Source organism: Dyella soli, assembly GCF_054482295.1.
The window spans coordinates 91,738-115,219 of record NZ_JBTFFU010000003.1 but is presented as its reverse complement, the minus strand read 5'-3'; the positions used below and the strand labels follow the sequence as shown (position 1 = coordinate 115,219).

The window sequence follows — 23,482 nt, the reverse complement described above, 5'->3', positions numbered from 1 at the left end:
GTGATTGGCCGGATGGACGTCTGGACGTCCATCGTGAAACCCCCGTTGCGCAGCGCCATCGACGAGCCGAAGGCGCCGGTCGCGGTCGAGCCGCACCGGCAAGGCCAATGGCCTGCTTTCAGCGCAGGATCTGCAGGTAGTTGCGCACGGTCGTGGCGAGCCCTTCGTACAGCGCCTCGCCGATCAGGGCGTGCCCGATCGACACTTCGGCCAGTCCCGGGATGGCGGCCTTGAACGTGCCAAGGTTCGCTTGGCTCAGATCGTGGCCTGCGTTCACCGCGAGCCCGGCATGCTGGGCGCGACGCGCGGTCTCGGCGCAACGGTCAAGCTCCGCCTGCACGCGACCTTCGGCAAACGCGTGCGCATAAGGCCCCGTGTAGATCTCGACGCGCTCCACGCCGATGGCAACGGCCGCGTCGAATTCCAGCGTACCGGCATCGACGAACAGGCTCACGCGGCAGCCGATGTCGCGCAATTCGGCCACGATGGGGCGCAGCGCCTCGATGTCGCGCTGCAGGTCGAAGCCGTGGTCGGAGGTGATCTGTCCGTCGCCGTCGGGCACCAGGGTGACCTGGGTCGGCCTCACTTCGCGCGCCAGTCCGATCAGGCCCGGGTAACCGTCGCGCGCAGCTGCAAAGGGATTTCCCTCGATGTTGTATTCAACGCGCCCGCGCAGCAGTGCGGCGAGGGTGCGCACGTCATCGGGACGCACGTGGCGCTGGTCCGGGCGTGGATGCACGGTGATGCCGCCGCAGCCGGCGTCGATGCAGGTGTGCGCGGCGCGCGCGATGTCGGGTTCGGTGCCGCCGCGCGAATTGCGCAGCACGGCGATCTTGTTGAGGTTGACGCTTAGCAGGGTCATGGAGGATGCGAGTCTCGCGGAAGGTCCGGCATCCACGTCGCGACGCCAGTGGGCTGCAAACAGTGCGCCGATCAACGCGCGTCGGCAAGTGTCCAGAGCCGCAGGCGCCGCGGTTCGCCATGCCACGCGACCGACCCGACATGGTTGTTGTCCAGCAGCAGCCGGTGCAGCTGCCACTGGCTCGCCTCGTGGCCTTCCAGGCGCCCCAGCACCGGTGTATCGGAGGACCCGCCGATGCTCAGCCGGTGCAGGCCAAAGGCGATGCCGCGACCGAGCGCCTTCAGCACCGCCTCCTTCGCGGTCCACAGTTCGAGGAAGGCGCGATCGCGCTGTTCTTCTGGCAGTCGCTCCAGCGCGGCCGTCTCGTCGGGACTGAAATAGCGTCGTGCGATATGAACCGCGCGCGGGTGCGGGCGCAATCGTTCCAGATCGATGCCCGGCGTGACGCCCCTGGCGATGGCGATCAGGGCCTGGTCGCTGCTGTGGGACCAGTTGAAGGCGAACGCATCCGCATGCACCGGAGCCAGCACCGGGCGCCCGTAGGCGGTCTCGTGCAATTGAACGGCGTCCGCAGGCAGGCCGAGATAGGCCGCCAGCACGGACAGCAGGGGCGCCCGCCCCTCATGGTGGTCGTAAGCGAACCGCCACACATGTATCTCGTCATCGCCCAGCTGCTCTGCTACTTTGGCTGGCGTCTGGCCGTCCGTCGTCATCATCCGCGCATGGTGCCGGGTGTGTGCCGATCTTTACAAGCAGCGCGACGGCGCGCGGCATGCACCGCCAAGCCATGAGCCTTCGCAGGGACGCACTCACCAGGGAGAGCCCCGCTTGATCGCCGGCTGGCTATTGCTGCTCGTGTCGCTGCTGTACGTAGGCCTCCTCTTCGTGGTCGCCTACGCCGGCGACCGTCGGCCGCTGTATCCCCGCCAGCCGCGCCTGCGGCCGATGGTGTACAGCCTCGCGCTCGCGGTGTACTGCTCATCATGGACGTTCTACGGCGCCGTGGGCACGGCGGCGCGAGAGGGGCTCGGCTACCTGCCGATCTATCTGGGGCCGATCCTGCTGTTCGTATTCGGCTTTGGCCTGCTGCGCAGGCTCGTGCTGGTGGCGCGCCACCGCAACATCACCTCGATTGCCGACTTCATCGGCGCGCGCTTTGGCAAGTCGCACGGACTGGCGGCACTGGTGGCGATCATCGCCGTGATTGCGGTGGTGCCCTACCTCGCGCTGCAGTTCAAGGCCGTGTCCATGTCCTATGCAGTGCTCGGTGGCACGGATGCGCCCGGCGTGAACCAGCTCGGCGACAGTGCGCTGTGGTGCGCGATCCTGCTGGCGACATTCGCCATCCTGTTCGGCACGCGCACCATCGATGCCACCGAACATCACCACGGCATGATGCTGGCCATCGCGGTCGAGTCACTGATCAAGCTGGCCGTGTTCATCGTGCTCGCCTGCTACGCCCTGTGGCGCGGACCGGGGCTGGCGGTGACCGCGCAATTGCCGATGCAGCAACTGTCCGAAGGCGTCTCGCCCGGATTCCTCGCCCAGACACTACTCGCGTTCTGCGCGATGTTCTGCCTGCCGCGCCAGTTCCAGATCGGCGTGGTCGAGTGCGAGGATCCGCACGACCTGAGCCGCGCACGCTGGCTGTTTCCGATCTACATGGTGATCGTCAGCCTCGCCGTGCTGCCCATCGTCGCGGCGGGCCTGCACCTGCCGCAGGTGCAGATCGGCAACAAGGACGCCTGGGTGCTCACCCTGCCCATGGCGCACGGCGACCGCGGCATGGCGCTGCTGGCCTTCATCGGTGGCTTCTCGGCGGCGACGGGCATGGTGATCGTGTCGTCGGTGGCGCTCTCCACCATGATCAGCAATGACCTGGTCATGCCGATGTTGTTGCGCATCCACCGCCTGAAGCTCGAGCAGCGTGCGGACCTGTCGCAGCTGGTGCTGCTGGTACGGCGCATCGCCATCATTGCGCTCGCTGCCATGGCCTATGTGTATTACCGGGTCGTGGCCGACACCGCCAACCTCGCCGCCACCGGCCTGCTCGCGTTTGCGGCCGTGGCGCAGTTCGCGCCGGCGATCGTGGCGGCGCTGTACTGGCGCAGTGCCAGCCGCAAGGGCGTGGCGATCGGACTCGCGGCCGGGTTCGTGGTCTGGATGTATACGCTGCTGCTGCCCGCGATGGACCGCACGGCGCCGTGGCTTGCCAGCGGGCCGCTGGGCTTCAGCTGGCTGCAGCCGCAGGCGCTGTTCCATCTCAGCGGCTGGGACCCGGTGATGCACGGCACCTTCTGGTCCCTGCTGGTGAACGTCGCGTGCCTGATCTTTGTTTCGCTGCGTTTTCGTCCCAGCCTGGAAGAGCGGCTGCATGCGGCGATGTTCATCGATCCGTATGCGATCGACAGCAGCGGCGCCGGCGACTGGCGCGGGCGCGTGGCGATAGGCGACCTGCTGACCATCGCCGAACGCATCGTCGGCGAGCGCAGCAGCCAGCGGGCCTTCGACGATTACGCCGAGCGACGCGGTCGCCCCCTGCATCCGGGCGAGGCAGCCGATCGCGCACTGATCCAGTACACCGAACGATTGCTGGCATCGGCGGTGGGTGCGGCCAGCGCGCGCCGCATCCTGATGGGTGCGTTGTCGGGATCGGGCCTCGACATCGCCGAGGCGATGGCGCTGATGGATGAGGCATCGCAGGAGCTGCGTTTCAACCGCGAGCTGCTTTCCACCACGCTGGAGAATGTCTCGCAGGGCATCAGCGTGGTCGATGCCGGCATGCGACTGGTGGCGTGGAACCGTCGCTATCTCGAGCTGTTCGATTACCCCGACGGCATGGTCTATGTCGGCGTACCGGTGGCCGATCTTATCCGCTGGAACGCCGAACATCGCGAGTGCGGACCCGGTGAGGTGGAAGCCCACGTGGGCAAGCGCATCGGCCACATGCGCGCCGGATCACCCCACCTGTTCCAGCGCATCCGCCCCGACGGCAGCGTGATCGAGATGCGCGGTCGCGCCCTGCCTGGCGGCGGCTATGTCACCACCTACACCGATGTCACCGCGTACAAGCATGCCGAGCAGGCGCTGATGGAGGCGAACGAGACGCTGGAGCAGCGCGTCGAACAGCGCACGGCCGAACTCAGCGAAGCGCTCAGCGCCACCGCGAACGCACGGCGCGATGCCGAAGCGGCGAACGCATCGAAAACGCGCTTTCTTGCTGCCGCCAGCCATGACCTGTTGCAACCGCTGAATGCGGCACGGCTGTTCACGTCGGCGCTGCGACAGCACCCCGGCCTGGATGCCGAGGCCGGCCAGCTGGCCGAGCGTATCGATGCGTCGTTCCGCGCGGCGGAAGACCTGCTCGACGCCCTGCTTGATACCTCGCGCCTGGACGCGGGAAGCTATCGCGCCGACATCAGCAATTTCGCGCTGGCGGATCTGTTCGATTCCCTGCAGGCGCAGTTCGCGGTCATTGCCGAACAGCGCGGCCTGCGCCTGTGCGTGATGCCGACCCGGCTTGCCGTGCGCAGCGATCCGCAACTGCTGCGCCGCATCCTGCAGAACTTCATCTCCAACGCACTGCGCTATACGCGCTCGGGCGCCATCCTGCTCGGAGCCCGCCGCAGCGGGCAGGAAGTGCGCATCGAGGTCTGGGACACCGGGCCAGGCATCGCGCCGGAGCAACGCGCGCGCATCTTCGGCGAATTCCAGCGGCTGGACCGGCCATCGCCCTGGGGTGAGAAGGGCCTGGGGCTCGGCCTGTCGATCTGCGACCGCATCGCGGGCATCCTCGACCATCGCCTCGAGCTCGAATCGCGCGAAGGGCACGGCAGCCGCTTCGCCGTGCGGGTGCCGCGCGTCGAGACGGTGGTGCCGCGGCGTCGCACCGTGACGCATTCCATCTCCAACGAGCAGTTGCCGCTCACCGTGCTGTGCCTGGACAACGATGCAGCGATCCTCGACGGCATGCGGGCGTTGTTGCAGCGCTGGGGCGTCGACTGTCGCACCGCGCAGGACGTCGCCCAGGCCGAGCAGGAATTGCTGCGCGACCGGATCGACCTGATCCTCGCCGACTATCACCTCACCGACCAGCTCGATGGCCTGCAGGCACTGCAGCATCTGCGTTCGGTCGTTGGCGAACTGCCGCCGGTGGCGATGATCACCGCCGATGGCAGCAGCGAACTCAAGCAGCGTGCGCGCGTGCTGGGCTATCCGCTGCTGCACAAGCCGGTGCGGCCCGCGGCGTTGCGGGCCCTGCTGACGGCGCTGGTGCGGCGCCAGGCGCCGGCCTGAGCGGGGTCGTTCCGGTGCTCACCGGAACGCGGCGTCAGCCTTCTTCTTCCTCGGGCATCGGCGGCATCGTCTCCTGGTCAAGCGAGAGATGGCTCGCAGCCAGCGCGACCTGGGTGCGATTGTTCACGCCCAGCTTGCGCATGATCGCGGTCATGTGTGCCTTCACCGTCGCCTCCGACACGCCAAGGTCGTAGGCGATCTGCTTGTTGAGCAGGCCCTCGGCGATCATCGTCAGCACGCGGAATTGCTGCGGCGTCAGCGTCGCCACGCGTTCGGCCACCGCGGCCTCGTCGGGTTTCAGTTCCGCGCGGCCACCGACCAGCTGGTGCGGCAGCCACACGTCGCCGTCGAGTACACGGCGGATCGCCGTGATGATGTCCTCGCCCGGCGTGGACTTGGGAATATAGGCCGATGCACCGTGCGCCAGCGCGCGACGCGCCACTGGCGCATCTTCATGGCCGGAGACGACGATGGTCGGCAGGCCCGGGAACTGGCCGCGGATGTGCACCAGCGCCGAATACCCGCGGGCACCCGGCATGTGCAGGTCGAGCAGCAACAGGTCGGCGTCCGGATACTGCTCGATCAGCCCGAGCAGGCTGTACACGCTGTCGGCGCAATGCACGCTCGCCTCGGGCACGGCCGCGAGCACGGCGCGCTGCAGCGCGTCGCGAAACAGCGGATGGTCGTCGGCTATCAGTACGTCGGGCATGGGCTGGAAAATAGTGAAGAGAAGTGAGGAGCGAGAGGCGAACCGCAGCCCGCTCTCCCCTGCATTCCCGCGCCTCTCCGCGGACTCCTTGTCATTTGATCAGGCGTTCGTCGACCAGGTTCTTCACCACGCCCGGATCGGCCAGGGTGGAGATGTCGCCCAGCTGATCGGGAAGGTTCTCGCCGATCTTGCGCAGGATGCGGCGCATGATCTTGCCCGAGCGGGTCTTGGGCAGGCCCGGCGCCCACTGCAGGTAGTCCGGCGTGGCGATGGGACCGATCTCCTTGCGTACCCATGCGACCAGTTCCTTGCGCAGTTCGTCGGTGCCAACTTCACCGGCGATCAGCGTGACATACGCGTAGATGCCCTGGCCCTTGATCTCGTGCGGGCAGCCGACCACGGCCGCTTCGGCCACCTTGGGGTGCGATACCAGCGCGCTTTCCACTTCAGCGGTGCCGATGCGGTGACCGCTCACGTTGATCACGTCGTCGACGCGCCCGGTAATCCAGTAGTAGCCGTCTTCGTCCCGGCGCACGCCGTCGCCGGTGAAATAATTGCCCGGATAGGCGCTGAAGTAAGTGTCGATGAAACGCTGATGGTCGCCATACACGGTGCGCATCTGGCCCGGCCACGAATCGGCAATCACCAGGTTGCCTTCGGTGGCGCCCTTGAGTACCGCGCCACTGGCGTCCACCACCGCTGGAATGACGCCGAAGAACGGCAGCGTGGCCGAGCCCGGCTTGGTGGCGATGGCACCCGGCAGCGGCGTGATGAGGATGCCGCCGGTTTCGGTCTGCCACCAGGTGTCGACAATCGGGCAGCGCTCGTCGCCGACCACGCGGTAGTACCACTCCCAGGCTTCGGGATTGATCGGCTCGCCCACCGAGCCCAGTACGCGCAGCGATGCACGCGAGGCCTTCTTCACCGGGCCTTCGCCTTCGCGCATCAGCGCGCGGATGGCGGTGGGCGCGGTGTAGAACAGGCTGACCTTGTGCTTGTCCACCACGTTCCAGAAGCGACTGGTGTCGGGATAGTTCGGCACGCCGTCGAACATCAGCGTGGTCGCGCCGTTGGCCAGCGGACCGTACACCACGTAGCTATGACCGGTGACCCAGCCCACGTCGGCGGTGCACCAGTAGACGTCGTCTTCACGCAGGTCGAACACCAGCTCGTGCGTGTAGCTGGCGTACACCAGGTAACCGCCCGAGGTATGCAGCACGCCCTTGGGCTTGCCGGTGGAGCCGGAGGTATAAAGAATGAACAGCGGATGCTCCGCTTCCACCGGCGTCGGCGGGCAGTCGGCCGACTGCCCTTCCATCAGCGTGTGGTAGTAGCGGTCGCGCGGCGACTGCATCGGCACGGCGCTGCCGGTACGGCGCACCACGATCACGGTTTCCACGCTGTTGGTGCCCGGACGTTCCAGGGCAGCGTCCACGTTGGTCTTCAGCGGAATCTTCTTGCCGCCGCGCACGCCTTCGTCGGCGGTGACCACGACCTTGCAGGTCGAGTCGGCGATGCGGCCGGCCAGCGAATCCGGGGAGAAACCGCCGAACACCACCGAGTGGATGGCGCCGATGCGTGCGCAGGCCAGCATGGCCACCGCCGCCTCCGGGATCATCGGCATGTAGATGGCCACGCGATCGCCCTTGGCCACGCCCAGGTGCTTGAGCGTGTTGGCGAACTTGCACACTTCGGCGTGCAGTTCCCGATAGGTGATGCGGCGCGACTCGTTCGGATCATCACCCTCGAAGATGATGGCGGTCTTGTCGCCGCGCTCGGCCAGGTGACGATCCAGGCAATTGGCCGAAATATTCAGCTCGCCGTCCTCGTACCAGCGGATGTGCAGGTTGTTCGGGTCGTAGGAGACGTTCTTGATCCTCGTCGGCGCCTTGGTCCACTGCAGGCGCTGGCCGACCTTGCCCCAGAAACCCCCCGGATCCTTCACGGATTCGGCGTAAAGCCGCTCGTAGTCGTCCTTGCTGACACGGGCCTTGGCGGCGAACTCGGGCTTGACGGGGTAGAGCTTGGTCATCGTGGGGCTCCTGCGGCCGGCGCTCCGGCCGCCTCATCGGTGAAAACCGCTGCAGCACCCTTGCCGCGCGGTAGCGGTCGAGTTTAGCCGTTGGCTGGTGATCGGTACGTTGCCGTCGACTTTCGACTTTGGTCGAGGTTCGACCAATGGGGAATAGGCGTCCGCGATGCAGCATGGACATGCTCGGGTGGTCATCGACCTGGGGAGGCCTGCCATGACATCACCGAGTACCCAAGGACGCCGCGGAATGCTGGCGCTCAGCGTTGCCTGCGCGCTCGCCCTGCCGTTGGGAGCCCATGCGCAAAGCAGCACGAAGGGCAGCACCCGCGAACAGCAGCTCGAGCAGCGGGTCAATCAGCTGGAACAGCAACTGGCCGAACTCAAGGCCATGATCCAGGAACAGAAGGCGGCCACCTCGCAGGCGACCCAGACGGCCCAGGCCGCCCAGGCGACGGCGCAGGCAGCATCGACCAAGGTGGAAGCCGCGCCTGCGGCCAAGCCCGCCTTCAGTTCGGCACCAGGTGTTTCGGTGGCGTTGCACGGCTTCATCAGCGCCAGCGGCTTCGGGCAGGACAAGACCTTCACTTACGGCAATGGCCAGAACGCCGAGATTCCGGCCGTGCCAGCCAAGGCCAATTCCGGCGCGCTCAGTGGCGTGGACGTGCGCAACACGCGCTTCTGGCTCGACTTCACCGGCGCCAAGCTCAATGAGAACTGGAGCGGCAGCGGTCGCATCGAGATGGACTTCTTCGGCGGCTTCAACGGCACCGGTGCCTATGCGCAGCAGCAGCCGACGCCGCGCCTGCGCCAGGCCTATATGGACCTGGTCAACGCCAGCGGCGGCACCACCGTTCGCGTCGGGCAGGAATGGGATCTGTTGTTCCCGCTGGAAAACACGCCCACCTCGCTGTCGCACATCGCCTTCCCGCTCGGCTTCGGGTCCGGCCTCATCGGCTGGCGCTACCCGGGCGTGATCTGGATGCAGGATCTCAACCATGGCGCCGACGGTCCCAAGTGGCGACTGGACGTGGGTGCGTTCGAAGGCAGCTGGAACGGGCCGGGAAGCACGATCAACTACCTGACCGCGGGCAATGCGCACTTCCAGCCGCAGGTGGAAGCGAGGCTGCACGTGGCCGACAAGGACTGGCTCGCCTACTTCGTGGTGCATTACGCCAGCCTCGACATGAAAGGTGTCGGCAACACCGTGGCCAAGCCGATCAAGGACAGCATCAACAGCATCGGCTATGAGCTGAGCGGCCAATGGAAGCCGGGCCCGTGGACCTTCAAGGGCCTGATCTACAGCGGCAACGCGCTGGGCCAGGTGTTCGGCGCCATGTCGCAGTTCGGCGACATCAGCGAAACCGGCGGCTGGGTGCAGGGCAGTTACAACTTCACGCCGAAGTGGAGCGTCAACGCGTTCTACTCCATGGTCTCGCCGAACAAGGACGACGTGGTCCGCTGGGTGGCCACGACGCCAACCTCGAACGCCCTGCTCAAGGACCAGCAGGCTGCCCTGAGCCTGCAGTACGCGTCCGGCGCCTATGAATTCGGCGTCGAGTGGATCTACGACAAGCTGCGTTACCAGACCGGCCCCGAAGGAGAGCGCAAGAACATCAACGGCAACCAGGTCAGCCTCAACGGCCTGTACCGCTTTTGAAAACAAGGGCGACAGCGTCGGGGCGCTGTCGCCCGGGTGGTCGGGGGAAGGCCATGGAGGCCTCGAACCGATGGTGGAAAGAGCCATGGGTCGGTGCATCCGACCAGTAGCGCTGCGCCCTGAAGACCCTTCCCAACACACGACCTGACCGTTCAATTTCGAGGGAAACATCATGTCAACGACGGCAATCGACGCGCGCGGGGCGCTCGACACCAGCCACCGGCGCGTGATCCTGGCTTCCAGCCTGGGCACGGTGTTCGAGTGGTACGACTTCTATCTCTACGGATCGCTCGCCGCCCTGATCGGCAAGCATTTCTTCAGCGGACTCAATGAGACCAGCCAGTTCATCTTCGCGCTGCTGGCCTTTGCCGCGGGTTTCGCGGTGCGCCCGTTCGGGGCGATCGTGTTCGGCCGACTGGGCGACATGATCGGACGCAAGTACACCTTCCTCATCACCATCGTCATCATGGGTCTCTCGACCTTCCTGGTCGGCGTGCTGCCCGGTTATGACAGCATCGGCATGCTGGCACCGGTCGTGCTCATCGCGCTGCGCCTGTTGCAGGGCCTGGCCCTGGGTGGCGAATACGGCGGTGCGGCCACCTACGTGGCCGAGCATGCGCCGCAAGGCAAGCGCGGCCTGTACACCAGCTTCATCCAGATCACCGCGACGTTCGGCCTGTTCCTGTCGCTGCTGGTGATCCTGGGCACGCGCCTTGGCCTGGGCACCGAGACCTTCGACGCGTGGGGCTGGCGCATTCCGTTCCTGATCTCGTCGCTGCTGCTCATCGTGTCGGTGTACATCCGCCTGCAGCTGGCCGAGTCGCCGGTGTTCCAGCAGATGAAGGCCGAGGGCAAGCACTCCAAGGCGCCGCTGACCGAAGCGTTTGGCCGCTGGGGCAACCTCAAGCTGGTGATCCTCGCCCTGCTCGGCGCTACCGCCGGCCAGGCGGTCGTGTGGTACACGGGCCAGTTCTACGCGCTGTACTTCCTCACCCAGAGCCTGAAGATCGATGCCACCACGGCCAACCTGCTGATTGCAGCCGGGCTGGCCATCGGCACGCCGTTCTTCGTGTTCTTCGGCTGGCTGTCCGATCGCGTGGGCCGCAAGAGCATCGTGCTTGCCGGTTGCCTGCTGGCGGCACTCACCTACTTCCCGATCTTCAAGGGGCTTACCCACTTCGGCAATCCGGCCATCGAGCAGGCGGCGGCGACCTCGCCGGTGAAGGTAGTGGCCGACCCGAAGGCGTGCAGCTTCCAGTTCGATCCGGTGGGCAAGACCAAGTTCACCAGTTCGTGCGACGTAGCCAAGAGCGCGCTGGCGAAGAAGGGCATTCCCTATGCCAACGTGACGGCCGAGCCGGGCAGCGTGGCCGAGGTGAAGATCGGCGACACCATGATCAGCTCCTTCGAGGGCGGCGGCCTGGACAGCAAGGCCTTCGGCGACCAGAGCAAGGCCTTTGGCACCCAGCTGGGTGCGGCGCTCAAGACCGCCGGCTATCCGGAGAAGGCTGACCCCGCGCAGTCGAACTACGTGATGCTGGTGGTGCTGCTGGCGATTCTCGTGTTCTACGTGACCATGGTGTACGGGCCGATCGCGGCGTGGCTGGTGGAGATGTTCCCCACGCGCATCCGCTACACGTCGATGAGCCTGCCGTACCACATCGGCAACGGCTGGTTCGGCGGCTTCGTGCCGACCATCGGCTTCATGCTGGTCGCCTGGAAGGGCGATATCTACTACGGCCTCTGGTATCCGATCATCGTGGCGATCGGCACCTTCTTCATCGGCCTGCTGTTCCTGCGCGAAACCAAGGATGTCGATATCCGCGGCTGACCGCTCGGCTGGAGCATGGAAAGGCGCGGCGGGACATCGCCGCGCCTTTTTTTTTACCCGCGTCAGGCGCGTTTCACCACGCCAATGATCGCCAGCAGGATGATCGCGCCGATCAGTGCATACACGATGCTGGTGACCAGCGGACTGACCATGGTGAAGCTCAGGCCAAGCATGGGCAGCAGCCAACCGGCGAGGAACGCGCCGATGATGCCGACCACGATGTTGCCGATCAGTCCGAAGCCGAAGCCACGTACGATCAACCCGGCCAGCCATCCGGCGATGGCGCCCACCAGCAGGAATACCAACAAACCTGTTGCGGTCATCTTGCCCTCCTTCGGTTGATGAAACGGAAGCGGGACTGCCCCCGCAGCGGTGCGAGGCGGCGCCAGTATGGCGGCATCACGTGGCCGTGACGCAAGGGCGAGCGAAGCTGGCGCCGGCCATGCCGGCGGCGACGGCGGGCATCCATGGGAACCGCATCGCGGATCGAACGGCTTAAACGGCCCTACGATGGACGCGACCCGTCAGCCCGGCGCCAGAGGGAGATTGCCTGCATGCCCAGCATCGAACGGGGAAAGGCGCCACCCGGTCCACGCTTGCGGCGCCGCTGGCGGCACATGCTCGGCTGGACGGCCCTGCTGCTGGATCATCTCAAGCCGGTGCGCGTATCCCTGCTGGTGCTTGGCGTCGCGGTGGGCGTGGCGATGGGTGTCGACCAGGCCGCCGAACTTTTCCTGATAGCCCTGTGGACCGACCCCAGCGGCGGCCGCTATGTCGCACTGCTGGCGACCTGCGCACTCGCTGGCCTCTCGATCTGGTATGCCGCGCGCAACGCCTATCGCCTGCGCTACCCGCGCTGGCCCGCGCTGCAGGACGAACGCGCCGCGCCGTTGCGGGACTGGCTGCCGCGCCTGCTCGGTGCGGCCGTGCCGCTGCTGGTCTGCCTCGGTTATGTGCTGGCGCTGGCGGAGCTTCCGCACGGGCCGTGCGGCGTGACCGCGCACTGCGAGCAACGCAACTGGCGCGCGACGGGCCTGCTGCTGGAATCGGCAGCCTTGATCGTGTTCTTCATGACGCGTCGTCGCATGTGGTCCGCGCTGTCGCGCCGCGTCCCGGCGCTGGCGCCGCCCGCACCGCGGCCGTCGGACGAAAAGCGCGTGTGGCGCGTACGCGACCTGGGCCTGGTGCCATGCAGCTTCTATGGAGTGGTGGTGGCGCTCAACATCTTCGCCACCGGGCTGATTGCATGGAAGCCGGAGGCGCTCGATGGCATCGGTCCGCTCGCCATCCTGCTGATCGCCGCCGCCTTCCTCAGCTTCAGCGGCAGCCTGCTGTGCATGGCCGGCGACCGGCGTGGCGTGCCGCTGCTCAGCACGATGCTGTTGCTCAGCGCCACGCTGCACTGGCTGCACCTCAACGACAACCACAAGGTGCGCCAGTACCCGGTGATGAGCACGCACGAGCAACCCATGCCGCCGCTGGCCGATACCCGACCTGCTTTCGACGCGTATGCGGACGCATGGCTGGCGGATCGTTGCGCCAGTCGCGCGCCGTGTCCGGTGGTTTTGGTATCGGCCGAAGGCGGTGGCATACGCGGTGCGGCGTGGACGGCGCTGGTGCTTGCCCGCCTGACCGCGCTGGTCGATGCCGGCCAGTCCGTGCAGGGCGAGCCGCTGCTTGCACGCTATCTGTTCGCCGCCAGCGGCGTGTCGGGCGGCAGCCTCGGCCTGGCGACGTACGCGAGCCTGCTCGGCCAGCCTGCCGCGACGCTGGAACCTGGCGCGCAGGCCATGCTTGGCCATGATTTCCTGGCCCCCACGCTGGCCAACACCTTCTTCGTCGATTTCACCCAACGCTGGTTGCCGGGGGCATGGTTGAACGACCGCGCGCGTGCACTCACCCGCGCATGGGAGTCGGCCGCGCGCAGACAGGGCGTGACTGCCTTCGCGCAACCGTTCGCGGCACCCTACCGTTCGCCCGACGGCAAGGTGCTCACGACGACGCCGGCGTTGTTCCTCAACAGCACCACGGTCACCGAGGGACGCCGCTTCGTGCAGCATCCGTTCCAGCCCATCGCCACGCCGCAGCGCCAGCCGTGGACGGCCGGATTCGATGGTTCGGGCTGGCTCGATCCGCGCGTGCCGCTCAGCGAGGTCGTGCTCAACAGCGCGCGCTTCACCTATGTCAGCCCCGCCGGCACGCTGGAAAGCCGTGCGGCCAATCCACCGCTGCCCAACCGGCTCCAGCTGGTCGACGGCGGCTACTTCGAGAACTCCGGCACGACCACCTTGCTCGAGGTGATGCAGCTGCTGCGCGTTCGCGCGGCCCAGCGCGGCATCGCCCTGCGCTTCATCGTCATCCACATCAGCAACGATCCGCAGATGAGTGATTTCATCGACCGCCACGATGCATCGCACCCGTTGCCGCTGTATGCCGCGGCGTGTCCGGCCGCGCCAGGCCGCGTGCGCGACAGCGTGCGCGGCGAGGCAAGCGCGCCGCTGGCGGCGCTGCTCGACACGCGCGCGGCGCGCGGTGAGTACGCGCGCGTGCAACTGCTGCGGGCCCTGGCCACCGATGACGTCGATCCGGCACACGGCGATGTGCTCTGGCACTTTCGCCTGTGCCCGGGCGATTACCCGATTCCGTTGGGCTGGACCATTTCCGCGCCCGTCTTCACCGAGCTGGGCCGGCAGCTCGAACAGCACTACCCGCTCGCGCGCATGGCAGCGGAGCTTCGCCGGGAATTCGCGCCCCAGCCTCCCTAGCCAGGATGTCGCGGCAACTGAGACCTGGCCGGAGCACACTCGCGGCATGGCCGATGCCCCCTTTCCACCCAAGGCCCTGAAGGGCCGCGGCGCCGCTTCCAATCCGGAGGGGCGCTTCGAATCGATCCGTCACCACGCGGAGGACGACGGCTGGCAGAGCCTGCTGCTGGACGAGCAGGCACCGCGCCCGCGCACCGAAGTGACCGAGGAACACGCGCGCAGTGTCATCACCCGCAACGACTCGCCGGATATCCATTTCAGCCAGGCGCTCAATCCCTACCGGGGCTGCGAACACGGCTGCATCTACTGCTTCGCCAGGCCGTCGCACAGTTATCTCAACCTGTCGCCCGGGCTGGACTTCGAAACCAGGCTGCGCGCCAAGAGCAACCTCGCCGAAGTGCTGCGGCACGAACTGTCGCAGCCCGGTTACACCGTCAGCCCGATCAACATCGGCAGCAACACCGATCCCTATCAGCCGATCGAGCGGCGCTGGCGGCTGACGCGCGCCGCGCTGGAGCTGCTCGCCGAATGCCATCACCCGTGCACCATCGTCACCAAGAACGCGATGGTGGAACGCGACCTCGACATCCTCGTGCCGATGGCGCGCGAGAAGCTGGTGCAGGTGTTCGTGTCGGTCAGCACGCTCGACAACCATCTCGCCGCCAAGCTGGAACCGCGCGCCAGCGCGCCGCACCGGCGCATCAAGGCGCTGCGCACGCTGGCCGAGGCCGGCGTACCGGTAGGCGTGCTGGTGGCGCCGATCATTCCCGCGCTCAACGACGGCGACCTGGAGGCGGTGCTGGAACAGGCCGCCGATGCCGGCGCCAGCTGCGCGGGGTACACCACCTTGCGGCTGCCGTACGAGTTGAAGGCGCTGTTCCGCGAATGGCTGGCGCTGCACGTGCCGCAGCGCGCCGCGCACGTGATGAGCCTGGTGCAGCAGATGCACGGCGGCCGCGACTACGACAGCGATTTCGCCACGCGCATGCGCGGAAAGGGCGTGTTCGCCGACCTGATCCAGCGCCGCTTCGACCTGGCCTGCCGCAGGCATGGCTTTGGCCGGGCGCGCGAACTCTGGCTGGACACGACCCGCTTCGTACCACCGCGCAAGCCGTCGCCGCAAGGCGAATTGTTCTGACCCGATCTCGGCACCGACTGTGTAAAGCTTGGTGCAGCAGGCTTTACACATGGATATATTGCGCGATACTGGGTCCAGCCCAGACTGTCCGGAGTCGCCCGTTGCGACCTACCGGAGATATCCCATGAAGACCCGAAGCTTGTTGTTTACCGTCGCTGGCGCGTGCTTCGCCGCGACCGGCCTCGCCTACGCCGGACCGGCCATGCCTGAGATGGCTGGCATGGCCCAGGACGCACCGGCAGCGGCGCCGGTGGCCGCGCCCAAGTTGCAGGCTGCCATGCGATCGCTCTGGCACGGCCATGTGGTGGCCACGCGCGACTACGCGATGGCCGTGCACGCGCACGATGAGGCCAAGGCCAAGGCCGCCGCGGATGCCGTCGTCGCCAATGCCAAGCAGATCGCCAATGCCGTGGGCGGCTTCTATGGCAAGCCCGCCGGCGAGCAGACACTGCAATTGCTCGCCGGGCACTGGGGCGGTGTCAAGGCGCTGACCGACGCCAGCGCCGCCCACGACACGGCGGCGGCGCAGAAGGCCATGGCCGACCTCAACACCAATGTCACCGCCATCGCCAAGTTCTTCTCCGGCGCCAATCCCAATCTTCCCGAGAGCGCCGTGCAGGGCCTGTTTGCCGGCCATGTGGCGCATCACGCCAGCCAGATCCAGCAGATCATGAGCGGCGACAGCAAGGGTGAGCAGGAAACCTGGACCGCCATGCAGGCGCATATGAACACGATCGCCGACGCGCTGGCCGGTGGCATCGCCAAGCAGTTCCCGGACAAGGCGAGCTGACCGATGGGAGCGCTCGGCCAGCTCGGCAGCACGCAGCAGCGCCTTTTGCGCCAGCTGCTGATGGCCAGCGAAGGCGGCACGGTGGAGTCGTTGTGCGAGCAGTTGCACATCAGCCACAACGCCGTGCGCCAGCACCTGAGCGCCTTGATAGCACGCGACTACGTGGAACGCGCGCAGTCACGCCCCAGCGGCGGTCGGCCGGTGGCCTGCTACCGGCTGACCGAAGCTGGGCATGCCCTGTTCCCGCGCAACTACGGCACCATCGCGACGGCATTGCTGGCCCAGTTGGGTGAACGCCTTGGCGTCGCCGCGGTCGAGCAGCTCCTGCGCGACCTCGGTCACGGGCTGGGCAGCCGGGAAGTGGCGCCCGCGCCGGCCACGCCTCCGGAAGAGCTGGCGAGCGGCCTGGCCCGCAAGCTCGATGCGATGGGATATGAAGCCATCGCCGCGCGGCATGGCGACGAGTGGCAGGTCGAGGCCTTCAACTGCGTCTTCCACGCACTGGCCCGGCAGCACCCCCAGGTGTGCAAGTTCGACCTCGCCTACCTGGAAGCGGCCAGTGGGCGCCGCATCCACCACATGGAATGCATCGTGCGCGGCGGCCATGTGTGCCGCTTCCGCCTCGGCGCCTTGTTGTCGTCGCCGGAGCCGCCGGACGATCCGGCGGCCTGAACCAGCGCGAAAAAAAAGCCGCCGATGGATGCATCGGCGGCTTGGGTTGCGTACGCTGCCCCGGCGCTCAGTTCGTGGCCGGCAGGTACTTCTCGAACCACATCAGCGCACGCTGCAGCACATCGCGCTGGTGCGCCGGGTCGACGAAGTGGTGTCCCTCGTTCGGATACACCACCAGCGAGGTCGGCACGCCCTGCGCGCGCAGCGCATGCCAGTACTCGAACGACTGCGGCGCCGGGCATTCCGCGTCGCGGTCGCCCACCACGACCAGCGTGGGCGTCTTCACCTGCTTGATGAAGTTGATCGCCGAGCTCTTGGCGTAGACCTCGGGGTCGTCGTACACCGAGGCACCGAAGAACGGCAGCATCCACTGGTCGATCAGGTTCTGGCCGTAGTAGCTCTGCCAGTTGCTGATGCCTGCGCCGGCCACCACGGCGCGGAAGCGCTGTGTCTGCGTGGGCACGAACATGCTCATGAAGCCGCCGTAGCTCCAGCCGGTGAGGCCCAGGCGCTGGTCGTCGACGGGCAGCTTCTTCTCGATGGCGTCGATGCCGGCGAGGATGTCACGCAGGTCGCCGTGGCCGAAGTCCTTGCGGTTGGCCTGCACGTAGGCCTCGCCCTGGCCGAAGCTGCCGCGCGGGTTGGGCATGAACACGAAATAGCCCAGCGCCGAGAACGGCGAACCACCGAAGCCGACGCCCGGCCAGCGCGGAATCACCGCGCTCGACGGACCGCCGTGCACGGTCACGATCATCGGATAGCGCTTGTTCGGGTCGTAGTTGGCCGGATAGAGCAGCCAGCCCTGCACGTGGTGGCCTTCGTTGTCCCACTCGACCGACTCGGCCTTGCCCCAGCCGGGCTTGAGGCCGGCATTGAGCGAGGTCACTGCGGAAGGCGGGGTGTCGCCCAGCACGCCCGCATGCACTTCCGGCGCGGCGGTGTAGGAGCTCTGCACGAAGGCCACGCGCGTGTGGTCGGCGGACAAGGACAGCGCCATCTCCAGCGTGCCGTCGTCGATGGTGGCAGGCAGGGTGAACAGGGTCTTCTGCGGCGTGGCCCGCGTGTCGTCGACGGCATACTCCGCCACCTGGCTCTGGCCATTGCTGACCTGGGAGACCAGCAGCTGCCGGGGGCCGGTCCAGGCCAGCCAGCCGGGCGTGACCTTGGTCGCGGGCGTGAGATTCACCGGCTCGCCGCCGCTGGCGGCCACGGCGTAGATATCGCCACCGGTGGAACCCTGGTCACTCATCAGGCCGCCGATGAAGGCGAGGCGCTTGCCATCGGGTGACCAGCGCGGCACGGCGATCTGCAGGCCATGCAGCGAGCCCTTCACCGTCGACGGATCGAGCAGCGTCGTGCCGGTGGCGCCCGCGCGGGCGTCCTGCACGTAGAGCTTCGCCAGCCACCAGTTGTTGTCGCCCGGGGGCACGGCGCCGACGTAGGCGATGCGCGTGCTGTCGGGCGACCAGGTGAACTCATAGGCGTAGGTCTCGGCCGGCGTCAGCAGTTGCACGGCGCCGCCGGTGAGCTTGACCGCGGCCACGCGCTGTACCTCCAGGCCATCCACGCCAACCTCGCCGGCGGCAGGCTTGGCGGCGAACACCGCACTGGCGCGGCGCGTGCCGTTGGGCACGTAGAGGAAGCCGAGCGTATTGCCGTCCGGCGACCAGCCCAGGCTCTGCGCCACGCCGGTCAGCGCGGCGAGCCGCTTTGGCGCCGCCTTGGCCGACAGGTCGGCGAGCATCAGTTCCTTCTGCTTGCCGCCGGTGGCGCAATCGGAAAGGAAGGCCAGCTGGCGCGAATCCGGTGCCCAGGCCAGGTCGCTTTCGCTGCAGCTGCCGGGCTTGCTGCTGTCGATCGCATGCGCGTTGCTGCCATCGGCATTGGCCACTTCGATGTGGCCCTTGCCCTGCGTGCGCACCACCCACGCCAGCCGGCTGCCGTCGGGAGACAGCTGCACCATCTCGATCTGCCTCACCTTGCCCAGTTCGCCGAGCAGGCTTTCGATGCGCGGATCGACATGGGTCGGTTCGGCAAACACGGCGGGAGCAAACGCCGCTGCCATCAGGGGCAGCAGCAAGCGGGCGGGTCGGGCCATGGCGGGCGCCTTGTCACGGAGAAAACCAGCACGCTAGCAGGCCACTTACGGGCCTGCCAGCCAACTTCCGGCATTGGAGGGGCGTCGCTTAGTGCGCGACGACAGCCGGGGCGGCCTGTCGCGCCGCCTGGATGGCGGCGATCTTCGCCTTGATCGCGGGCATCGCCGCCAGCGCCGCGCGCTCGCCTTCCAGAATGGCCTGGTTCTTCTGCTCGAAGTCGGCCGCACCGATCTGGCCGACCTTGGGACGGATCACGATATCGGCGCGGGCCAGCTCCTGCTCGCCGAGCTTCTGGCCCATGATGCTGATCGACTGCCCGACGATGTTGACCATGCCGACCGGGTTGCTGCCGCTGGCCTTGGTCGAGATGTCCACCGCGATCACCACGTCCGCGCCCAGTTCGCGCGCAGCGTCCACCGGTACCGGGCTGACCACGCCACCATCGACGTAGTGCTTGCCGTTGATCTCGGCCGGCTCGAATACGCCCGGGATGCTGCTGGACGCACGCACCGCCTGGCCGGTATTGCCACGCACGAACACGGTGCGCTGGCCCGTCTCCAGCTGGGTGGAGACGACCGCGAACGGCAGCTCGAGCTTGTCCAGCGGGCGGTTCTTCACCAGCTGGTTGACGTAATCCTGCAGCTTCTGGCCCTGCACCACGCCGCCGGAGAACAGGCGCACGTCGCGGATGCGGCTTTCGTCCAGCGCGAACGCCTGTTCCTGCATCTGGAACGGATCCATGCCGCTGGCATACAGCGCGCCCACCACGCTGCCCGCGCTGGTGCCGGACACCACATCGGGGCGGATGCCATTGGCTTCCAGCATCTTGATCACGCCGATGTGGGCGAAGCCCTTGGCGGCCCCGCCGCCCAGGGCCAGCCCGATGCGCAGCTTCACCACCGGTGGCGGCAGCAGTGGCGCTGGCGGTGGCGTGGGCTTGGTGCTGCCGTGGCAGGCACACAGGGCCAGGCTGGCAAGCAGCGGGAGGAGGGAACGAAGGCGGCGGATGGACGTCATGTCGTTGGCGCAGGCGAAAGGGTGGGATGGCCGGCTGGCTGTTCCGTCAGCATGCCGGTAACTGGCGGGCGAGTGTACGGCGGCCAGCGGGCGGCGCGATGACTGTTCGCGGCGCCTGGTTGGGCGGCGCTCAGCTGCCGTAGAGCGTTTCGGCCCGCTGGAACATCACCCAGCTGGTGGCGATGTACTTGTCGCCACCGTGCGGGCGGTTGCCGCGGTGGGTATGGGTAAAGGCGGCCGGGGCGATCAGCAGGCTGCCGGTGCGCGGCGTGATCTTGCGCTGCTGGTAAAGGAATTCCGTCTCCCCTTCGGCGAAGCCGTCGTTGAGGTAGACGGTCCAGAGCAGGTGCCGGTGCAGCGTTTCGGCGCTCGCGTCGCGCGGGAACAGCTCGCAATGCCAGTACGGATAGCCGCCCGTGCCGGCGCGGTAGCGCTGCAGGTTGATCGCGCCCGGCTTGAACACCTGCCGGGCCAGCGTGCCCAGCGCGGCGTCGTCCATGGCCGCCACGTCCGCCTCGGCGAGCCGGCGCGGCTGGCCGCCCGGGTCGGGCAGCTTGAGCATCAGCGGCGCGATCAGCGTGTACGGGTAACGCCGCAGATAGGCGGTGAGCCCGGCCAGCATGGCCAGGTTCAGCGCCGTCTCGGCGTCACGCCAGGCCGGCTTGCCGCTGATGGTGATGTCGCCGCTGTCCTTCAGTTCGGGATAGACGCCTCCGCCCACCTGCCCGGGCGTGGCGTTGCCGCTGCTTTCGAAGCGCGCGATCAGCGCCGCGCATTGCGCAGCGTCGAGGGCGCGGTCGTAAACCTCGATGAAGTCCGCTGCCATGGAGACCCTGCGCCTGCGCTGTCGTCGGGGAACCGGGGCCACGGCGGCGCGCATGCGCGCCGGCGCGGCCGGTCCGGCGGGCTCACACGGCGGCGTCAGCCTCCACGTGGTAATGCGTCGCCACTTCCACTTCCTTCTTCGAACCGAGGAACACCGGCACGCGCTGGTGCAGGCCGGTCGGCTGCAGTCCCATGATGCGTTCGCGACCCGTGGTGGCCGCGCCGCCGGCCTGCTCGACGATGAAGGCCATCGGGTTGGCCTCGTACATCAGGCGCAGCTTGCCGCCCTTGGAGCGGATCTTGGCGTCGAGCGGATAGAAGAACACGCCGCCGCGGGTGATGATGCGATGCACGTCGGCCACCATCGAGGCGACCCAGCGCATGTTGAAGTCCTTGGCGCGCGGGCCATCCTTGCCGGCCAGCAGTTCGCCGATGTAGCGCTGCATGGGCGCTTCCCAGTGGCGCTGGTTGGACATGTTGATGGCGAACTCGGCCGTCTCTTCCGGAATGCGGATGTCGCGCCGGCTGAGGATGAAGCTGCCCACTTCGCGGTCCAGCGTGAACTCGTGCGTGCCGTGGCCGAAGGTCAGCACCATCACGGTCGCCGGGCCGTACACCACGTAACCGGCGGCCAGCTGGGTGGTGCCCGGCTGCAGAAAGTGCTCGGCCCTGGGCTCGGTGACGCCGTCGGGACAGCGCAGGATCGAGAAGATCGTGCCGACCGAGATGTTCACGTCGATGTTGGAGCTGCCATCCAGGGGATCGAACAGCAGCAGGTGATGGCCCTTCGGGTACATGTCGGGAATCGGCTGCGGATCTTCCATCTCCTCGGACGCGCAGGCGGCGAGCTGGCCGCCCCAGGCATTCGCTTCCAGCAGGATCTCGTTGGAGATCACGTCCAGCTTCTTCTGCGCCTCGCCCTGGATGTTGCCGGTGCCGGCCTCGCCCAGCACGCCACCCAGGGCGCCCTTGTTGGTGGCCACGGCGATGCGCTTGCAGGCGCGGGCGACCACCTCGATCAACAGGGAAAGCTCGGCATTCACATAGCCGGCGCGGCGTTCCTCGATCAGGAACTGGATCAGCGAGATGGACTTCATGGCAAACCCGCAAGCAAAGGGGTGCCTATTGTCCCGGCTGGCGGCAAACCGCGCCAGCGGGCCCTGAGCGGTGATTCAGCGCCGGGCTACTGACAACACGTTGGCAGCAGAGGGTGGCCACACTGGCCACCATCACAAGGAGGGATGCTCATGCGCGATACGGTGTATTTCCTGGCGTTCGATGGCTTTGCGGACTGGCATGCGGCGCAGGCCCTGTGCGAGATCCGCCGCCCGGGCGAATGGCGGTTGCAGACAGTGGGGTTCTCGCGGCAGCCGGTGCTGTCCATGGGCGGCCTGCGGGTGCTGCCGGAACTGACCCTGGCCGAGCTGGAGCTGAAGCGTGCCGCCCTGCTGATCGTGCCCGGCGGCTACCTGTGGGAGCGCGGGCAGGGTGACGAGGCGGTGGATGCGGCGCGCCGCGTGCACGCGGCCGGTGCGCCGGTCGCGGCCGTCGACAGCGGTGTGCTGGTGCTGGCCCGGGCCGGCCTGCTGGATGCCTGCCGTCATACCGGCAGCTGGCCCGGCCACATCGGCGCCCACGTGCCCGGCTATGCCGGCGCCGAGCAGTTCGACGCCACCGTGCTGGCGGTCAGCGACGGTGGCGTGATTACCGCCAGCCAGCTGGGCGGCGTGGAGTTTGCGCGCGAGGTGATTCGCACGCTTGACCTCTACAGCCCCAGCGATCGCGAGCACTGGTACCGCATGTTCAAGCACGCGCTGCCGCCGCCGTGGTGCGCGGGCGAAGTCTCGGCCGCCGCCGCGGCTGCATGAGGAGGACGTCATGGCACTGTCGATCGGAAAGATCCTGATGGCCTACCGGCCGCTGTACCTGCGCGGCCTGCTGATGGATGGCCAGTACAAGTTGCCGGCGCAGCCGACGCCGCCGGTGGCCGCGAAGCCGGCGCAAGCCAGCACCGAAGTGGTCGCCGAGCGCATGCCGGCGGCTGCTCACAAACCCCTGCAGGGCGCGGCGACATGAGCACCGAACGCGTCATCTTCTACCACGCGCCCAACAGCCGCTCCGGCGGCACGCGCGCCCTGCTCGAGGAGCTGGGGGTCCGTTACGACCTCCGCGTGCTCGACTTCAGGCGCAACGAACAGCGCCAGGCGGGCTACACGGAAGTGAATTCGATGGGCAAGGTACCGGCCATCTGGCACAACGGCGGCCTGGTCACCGAGCAGCCGGCAGTGTTCCTGTACCTGGCCGACCTGTACCCGGAGAAGGGGCTGGCGCCACCCGTCGGCGATGCGCTGCGCGGACCGTACTTGCGCTGGATGGTGTTCTACGGTTCGTGTTTCGAGCCTGCGCTGGTGGATCGCTCGATGAAACGCGACCCCGTGCAGCCTTCGACCTGTCCTTATGGCGACTGGGACACCATGTTCACCACGCTGGTGGCCCAGCTCGAACGCGGCCCGTACATGCTGGGCGAACGCTTCAGTGCGCTCGATGTGTTGTGGGGCTGCGCCTTGCGCTGGACCACGATGTTCAAGCTGGTGCCGGAGCTGCCGGTGATCACCGCCTATGTCGAGCGCATCGCCGCGCGGCCGGCGATGCAGCGTGCCGCGGCGCTGGATGCCGAACTCGCCGCCACGCAGGCGGCATGACGCCGATGACCGCGACGGACTTGCCCGCCGGTGATCGCCGCCCTGACGGTGTTCACCGGGGTGGCGGGCAGCGGGGTACCGCCCACC

At 67.4% G+C, this 23,482-nt stretch carries 19 protein-coding genes; 10 read left to right on the top strand and 9 right to left on the bottom strand.

Features of this window, described 5'->3' with window-relative positions:
- Nucleotides 1-118: 118 nt before the first annotated feature.
- Entirely contained in the window at nt 119-862 is a 744-nt protein-coding gene (locus tag ACXU4B_RS14825) for a pyridoxine 5'-phosphate synthase (RefSeq protein WP_131411132.1), read from the bottom strand.
- A gap of 71 nt (nt 863-933) precedes the next feature.
- Nucleotides 934-1,575 (bottom strand): 4'-phosphopantetheinyl transferase family protein, encoded by a 642-nt coding sequence (locus ACXU4B_RS14820; RefSeq protein ID WP_458910896.1) that lies wholly within the window; start codon nt 1,573-1,575, stop codon nt 934-936.
- A 115-nt stretch (nt 1,576-1,690) separates the two neighbouring features.
- Here ACXU4B_RS14820 and ACXU4B_RS14815 point away from each other — a divergent pair, with 115 nt between their 5' ends.
- The gene (locus tag ACXU4B_RS14815) at nt 1,691-5,158 is read left to right on the top strand and encodes a PAS domain-containing hybrid sensor histidine kinase/response regulator (RefSeq protein WP_131411136.1); all 3,468 of its coding nucleotides are present in this window, start codon (nt 1,691-1,693) and stop codon (nt 5,156-5,158) included.
- A gap of 34 nt (nt 5,159-5,192) precedes the next feature.
- On the opposite strand, the gene ACXU4B_RS14810 is transcribed toward ACXU4B_RS14815, so the two are convergent.
- Both ACXU4B_RS14810 and acs read right to left on the bottom strand, forming a co-directional pair.
- Complete coding sequence (locus ACXU4B_RS14810; RefSeq protein WP_131411138.1) at nt 5,193-5,867, bottom strand: response regulator transcription factor; 675 nt, start codon at nt 5,865-5,867, stop codon at nt 5,193-5,195.
- A gap of 91 nt (nt 5,868-5,958) precedes the next feature.
- On the bottom strand, nt 5,959-7,899 hold the full coding sequence (acs, locus tag ACXU4B_RS14805; protein WP_131411140.1) for an acetate--CoA ligase: 1,941 nt from the start codon (nt 7,897-7,899) through the stop codon (nt 5,959-5,961).
- A 247-nt stretch (nt 7,900-8,146) separates the two neighbouring features.
- On the opposite strand from acs, the gene ACXU4B_RS14800 reads away from it, so the two are divergent.
- Together ACXU4B_RS14800 and ACXU4B_RS14795 are read left to right on the top strand one after the other, a co-directional pair.
- Nucleotides 8,147-9,556 (top strand): hypothetical protein, encoded by a 1,410-nt coding sequence (locus ACXU4B_RS14800; protein WP_240734113.1) that lies wholly within the window; start codon nt 8,147-8,149, stop codon nt 9,554-9,556.
- Nucleotides 9,557-9,728: 172 nt separating this feature from the next.
- A complete protein-coding gene (locus tag ACXU4B_RS14795) occupies nt 9,729-11,387 on the top strand; it encodes an MFS transporter (protein ID WP_131411144.1) in 1,659 nt (552 codons plus the stop codon).
- A gap of 62 nt (nt 11,388-11,449) precedes the next feature.
- Here ACXU4B_RS14795 and ACXU4B_RS14790 read toward each other — a convergent pair whose 3' ends face one another.
- Nucleotides 11,450-11,710, bottom strand: a complete 261-nt coding sequence (locus tag ACXU4B_RS14790; protein ID WP_131411146.1) for a GlsB/YeaQ/YmgE family stress response membrane protein — start codon at nt 11,708-11,710, stop codon at nt 11,450-11,452.
- Between the two features lie 231 nt (nt 11,711-11,941).
- Here ACXU4B_RS14790 and ACXU4B_RS14785 point away from each other — a divergent pair, with 231 nt between their 5' ends.
- The 4 genes from ACXU4B_RS14785 (at nt 11,942) to ACXU4B_RS14770 (ending at nt 16,752) form a co-directional block, all read left to right on the top strand.
- Complete coding sequence (locus tag ACXU4B_RS14785) at nt 11,942-14,152, top strand: patatin-like phospholipase family protein (protein WP_131411148.1); 2,211 nt, start codon at nt 11,942-11,944, stop codon at nt 14,150-14,152.
- A 46-nt stretch (nt 14,153-14,198) separates the two neighbouring features.
- Nucleotides 14,199-15,290 (top strand): PA0069 family radical SAM protein, encoded by a 1,092-nt coding sequence (locus tag ACXU4B_RS14780; protein WP_131411150.1) that lies wholly within the window; start codon nt 14,199-14,201, stop codon nt 15,288-15,290.
- 124 nt (nt 15,291-15,414) lie between these two features.
- On the top strand, nt 15,415-16,080 hold the full coding sequence (locus ACXU4B_RS14775; RefSeq protein ID WP_131411152.1) for a hypothetical protein: 666 nt from the start codon (nt 15,415-15,417) through the stop codon (nt 16,078-16,080).
- Between the two features lie 3 nt (nt 16,081-16,083).
- Nucleotides 16,084-16,752: a helix-turn-helix transcriptional regulator gene (locus ACXU4B_RS14770; RefSeq protein WP_131411154.1), complete on the top strand. Its 669-nt coding sequence runs from the start codon at nt 16,084-16,086 to the stop codon at nt 16,750-16,752.
- A 67-nt stretch (nt 16,753-16,819) separates the two neighbouring features.
- On the opposite strand, the gene ACXU4B_RS14765 is transcribed toward ACXU4B_RS14770, so the two are convergent.
- The 4 genes from ACXU4B_RS14765 to ACXU4B_RS14750 all read right to left on the bottom strand — a co-directional run bounded on the left by ACXU4B_RS14765 (nt 16,820) and on the right by ACXU4B_RS14750 (nt 21,790).
- Entirely contained in the window at nt 16,820-18,850 is a 2,031-nt protein-coding gene (locus ACXU4B_RS14765) for a S9 family peptidase (RefSeq protein WP_131411156.1), read from the bottom strand.
- A gap of 88 nt (nt 18,851-18,938) precedes the next feature.
- The gene (locus ACXU4B_RS14760) at nt 18,939-19,868 is read right to left on the bottom strand and encodes a patatin-like phospholipase family protein (RefSeq protein ID WP_131411158.1); all 930 of its coding nucleotides are present in this window, start codon (nt 19,866-19,868) and stop codon (nt 18,939-18,941) included.
- 130 nt (nt 19,869-19,998) lie between these two features.
- Nucleotides 19,999-20,694 (bottom strand): 2OG-Fe(II) oxygenase, encoded by a 696-nt coding sequence (locus ACXU4B_RS14755; RefSeq protein WP_131411160.1) that lies wholly within the window; start codon nt 20,692-20,694, stop codon nt 19,999-20,001.
- 82 nt (nt 20,695-20,776) lie between these two features.
- Nucleotides 20,777-21,790, bottom strand: a complete 1,014-nt coding sequence (locus ACXU4B_RS14750; RefSeq protein WP_131411162.1) for a class 1 fructose-bisphosphatase — start codon at nt 21,788-21,790, stop codon at nt 20,777-20,779.
- Nucleotides 21,791-21,940: 150 nt separating this feature from the next.
- Between ACXU4B_RS14750 and ACXU4B_RS14745 the strand changes: the two genes are divergently transcribed.
- The 3 genes from ACXU4B_RS14745 to ACXU4B_RS14735 are packed head-to-tail and all read left to right on the top strand — an operon-like array spanning nt 21,941 to nt 23,395.
- Nucleotides 21,941-22,561, top strand: coding sequence for a DJ-1/PfpI family protein (locus ACXU4B_RS14745; protein WP_131411164.1), 621 nt, complete (start codon nt 21,941-21,943; stop codon nt 22,559-22,561).
- Nucleotides 22,562-22,571: 10 nt separating this feature from the next.
- Complete coding sequence (locus ACXU4B_RS14740) at nt 22,572-22,769, top strand: hypothetical protein (RefSeq protein ID WP_131411166.1); 198 nt, start codon at nt 22,572-22,574, stop codon at nt 22,767-22,769.
- Nucleotides 22,766-23,395 carry a glutathione S-transferase family protein gene (locus tag ACXU4B_RS14735; RefSeq protein ID WP_131411168.1) on the top strand — a complete coding sequence of 210 codons (630 nt, stop codon included), beginning with the start codon at nt 22,766-22,768 and terminating at the stop codon, nt 23,393-23,395. Before ACXU4B_RS14740 ends, ACXU4B_RS14735 begins: the two co-directional genes overlap by 4 nt.
- Nucleotides 23,396-23,482: the final 87 nt, after the last annotated feature.

Bases quoted from the DNA above. Each gene is read 5' to 3' on its own strand.
- acs (WP_131411140.1), bottom strand. From the start codon at position 7,899: ATGACCAAGCTCTACCCCGTCAAGCCCGAGTTCGCCGCCAAGGCCCGT.
- ACXU4B_RS14780 (WP_131411150.1), top strand. From the start codon at position 14,199: ATGGCCGATGCCCCCTTTCCACCCAAGGCCCTGAAGGGCCGCGGCGCC.
- ACXU4B_RS14790 (WP_131411146.1), bottom strand. From the start codon at position 11,710: ATGACCGCAACAGGTTTGTTGGTATTCCTGCTGGTGGGCGCCATCGCC.
- ACXU4B_RS14810 (WP_131411138.1), bottom strand. From the start codon at position 5,867: ATGCCCGACGTACTGATAGCCGACGACCATCCGCTGTTTCGCGACGCG.
- ACXU4B_RS14755 (WP_131411160.1), bottom strand. From the start codon at position 20,694: ATGGCAGCGGACTTCATCGAGGTTTACGACCGCGCCCTCGACGCTGCG.
- ACXU4B_RS14800 (WP_240734113.1), top strand. From the start codon at position 8,147: ATGCTGGCGCTCAGCGTTGCCTGCGCGCTCGCCCTGCCGTTGGGAGCC.
- ACXU4B_RS14825 (WP_131411132.1), bottom strand. From the start codon at position 862: ATGACCCTGCTAAGCGTCAACCTCAACAAGATCGCCGTGCTGCGCAAT.
- ACXU4B_RS14740 (WP_131411166.1), top strand. From the start codon at position 22,572: ATGGCACTGTCGATCGGAAAGATCCTGATGGCCTACCGGCCGCTGTAC.
- ACXU4B_RS14820 (WP_458910896.1), bottom strand. From the start codon at position 1,575: ATGACGACGGACGGCCAGACGCCAGCCAAAGTAGCAGAGCAGCTGGGC.
- ACXU4B_RS14770 (WP_131411154.1), top strand. From the start codon at position 16,084: ATGGGAGCGCTCGGCCAGCTCGGCAGCACGCAGCAGCGCCTTTTGCGC.
- ACXU4B_RS14735 (WP_131411168.1), top strand. From the start codon at position 22,766: ATGAGCACCGAACGCGTCATCTTCTACCACGCGCCCAACAGCCGCTCC.
- ACXU4B_RS14765 (WP_131411156.1), bottom strand. From the start codon at position 18,850: ATGGCCCGACCCGCCCGCTTGCTGCTGCCCCTGATGGCAGCGGCGTTT.
- ACXU4B_RS14745 (WP_131411164.1), top strand. From the start codon at position 21,941: ATGCGCGATACGGTGTATTTCCTGGCGTTCGATGGCTTTGCGGACTGG.
- ACXU4B_RS14750 (WP_131411162.1), bottom strand. From the start codon at position 21,790: ATGAAGTCCATCTCGCTGATCCAGTTCCTGATCGAGGAACGCCGCGCC.
- ACXU4B_RS14775 (WP_131411152.1), top strand. From the start codon at position 15,415: ATGAAGACCCGAAGCTTGTTGTTTACCGTCGCTGGCGCGTGCTTCGCC.
- ACXU4B_RS14795 (WP_131411144.1), top strand. From the start codon at position 9,729: ATGTCAACGACGGCAATCGACGCGCGCGGGGCGCTCGACACCAGCCAC.
- ACXU4B_RS14760 (WP_131411158.1), bottom strand. From the start codon at position 19,868: ATGACGTCCATCCGCCGCCTTCGTTCCCTCCTCCCGCTGCTTGCCAGC.
- ACXU4B_RS14785 (WP_131411148.1), top strand. From the start codon at position 11,942: ATGCCCAGCATCGAACGGGGAAAGGCGCCACCCGGTCCACGCTTGCGG.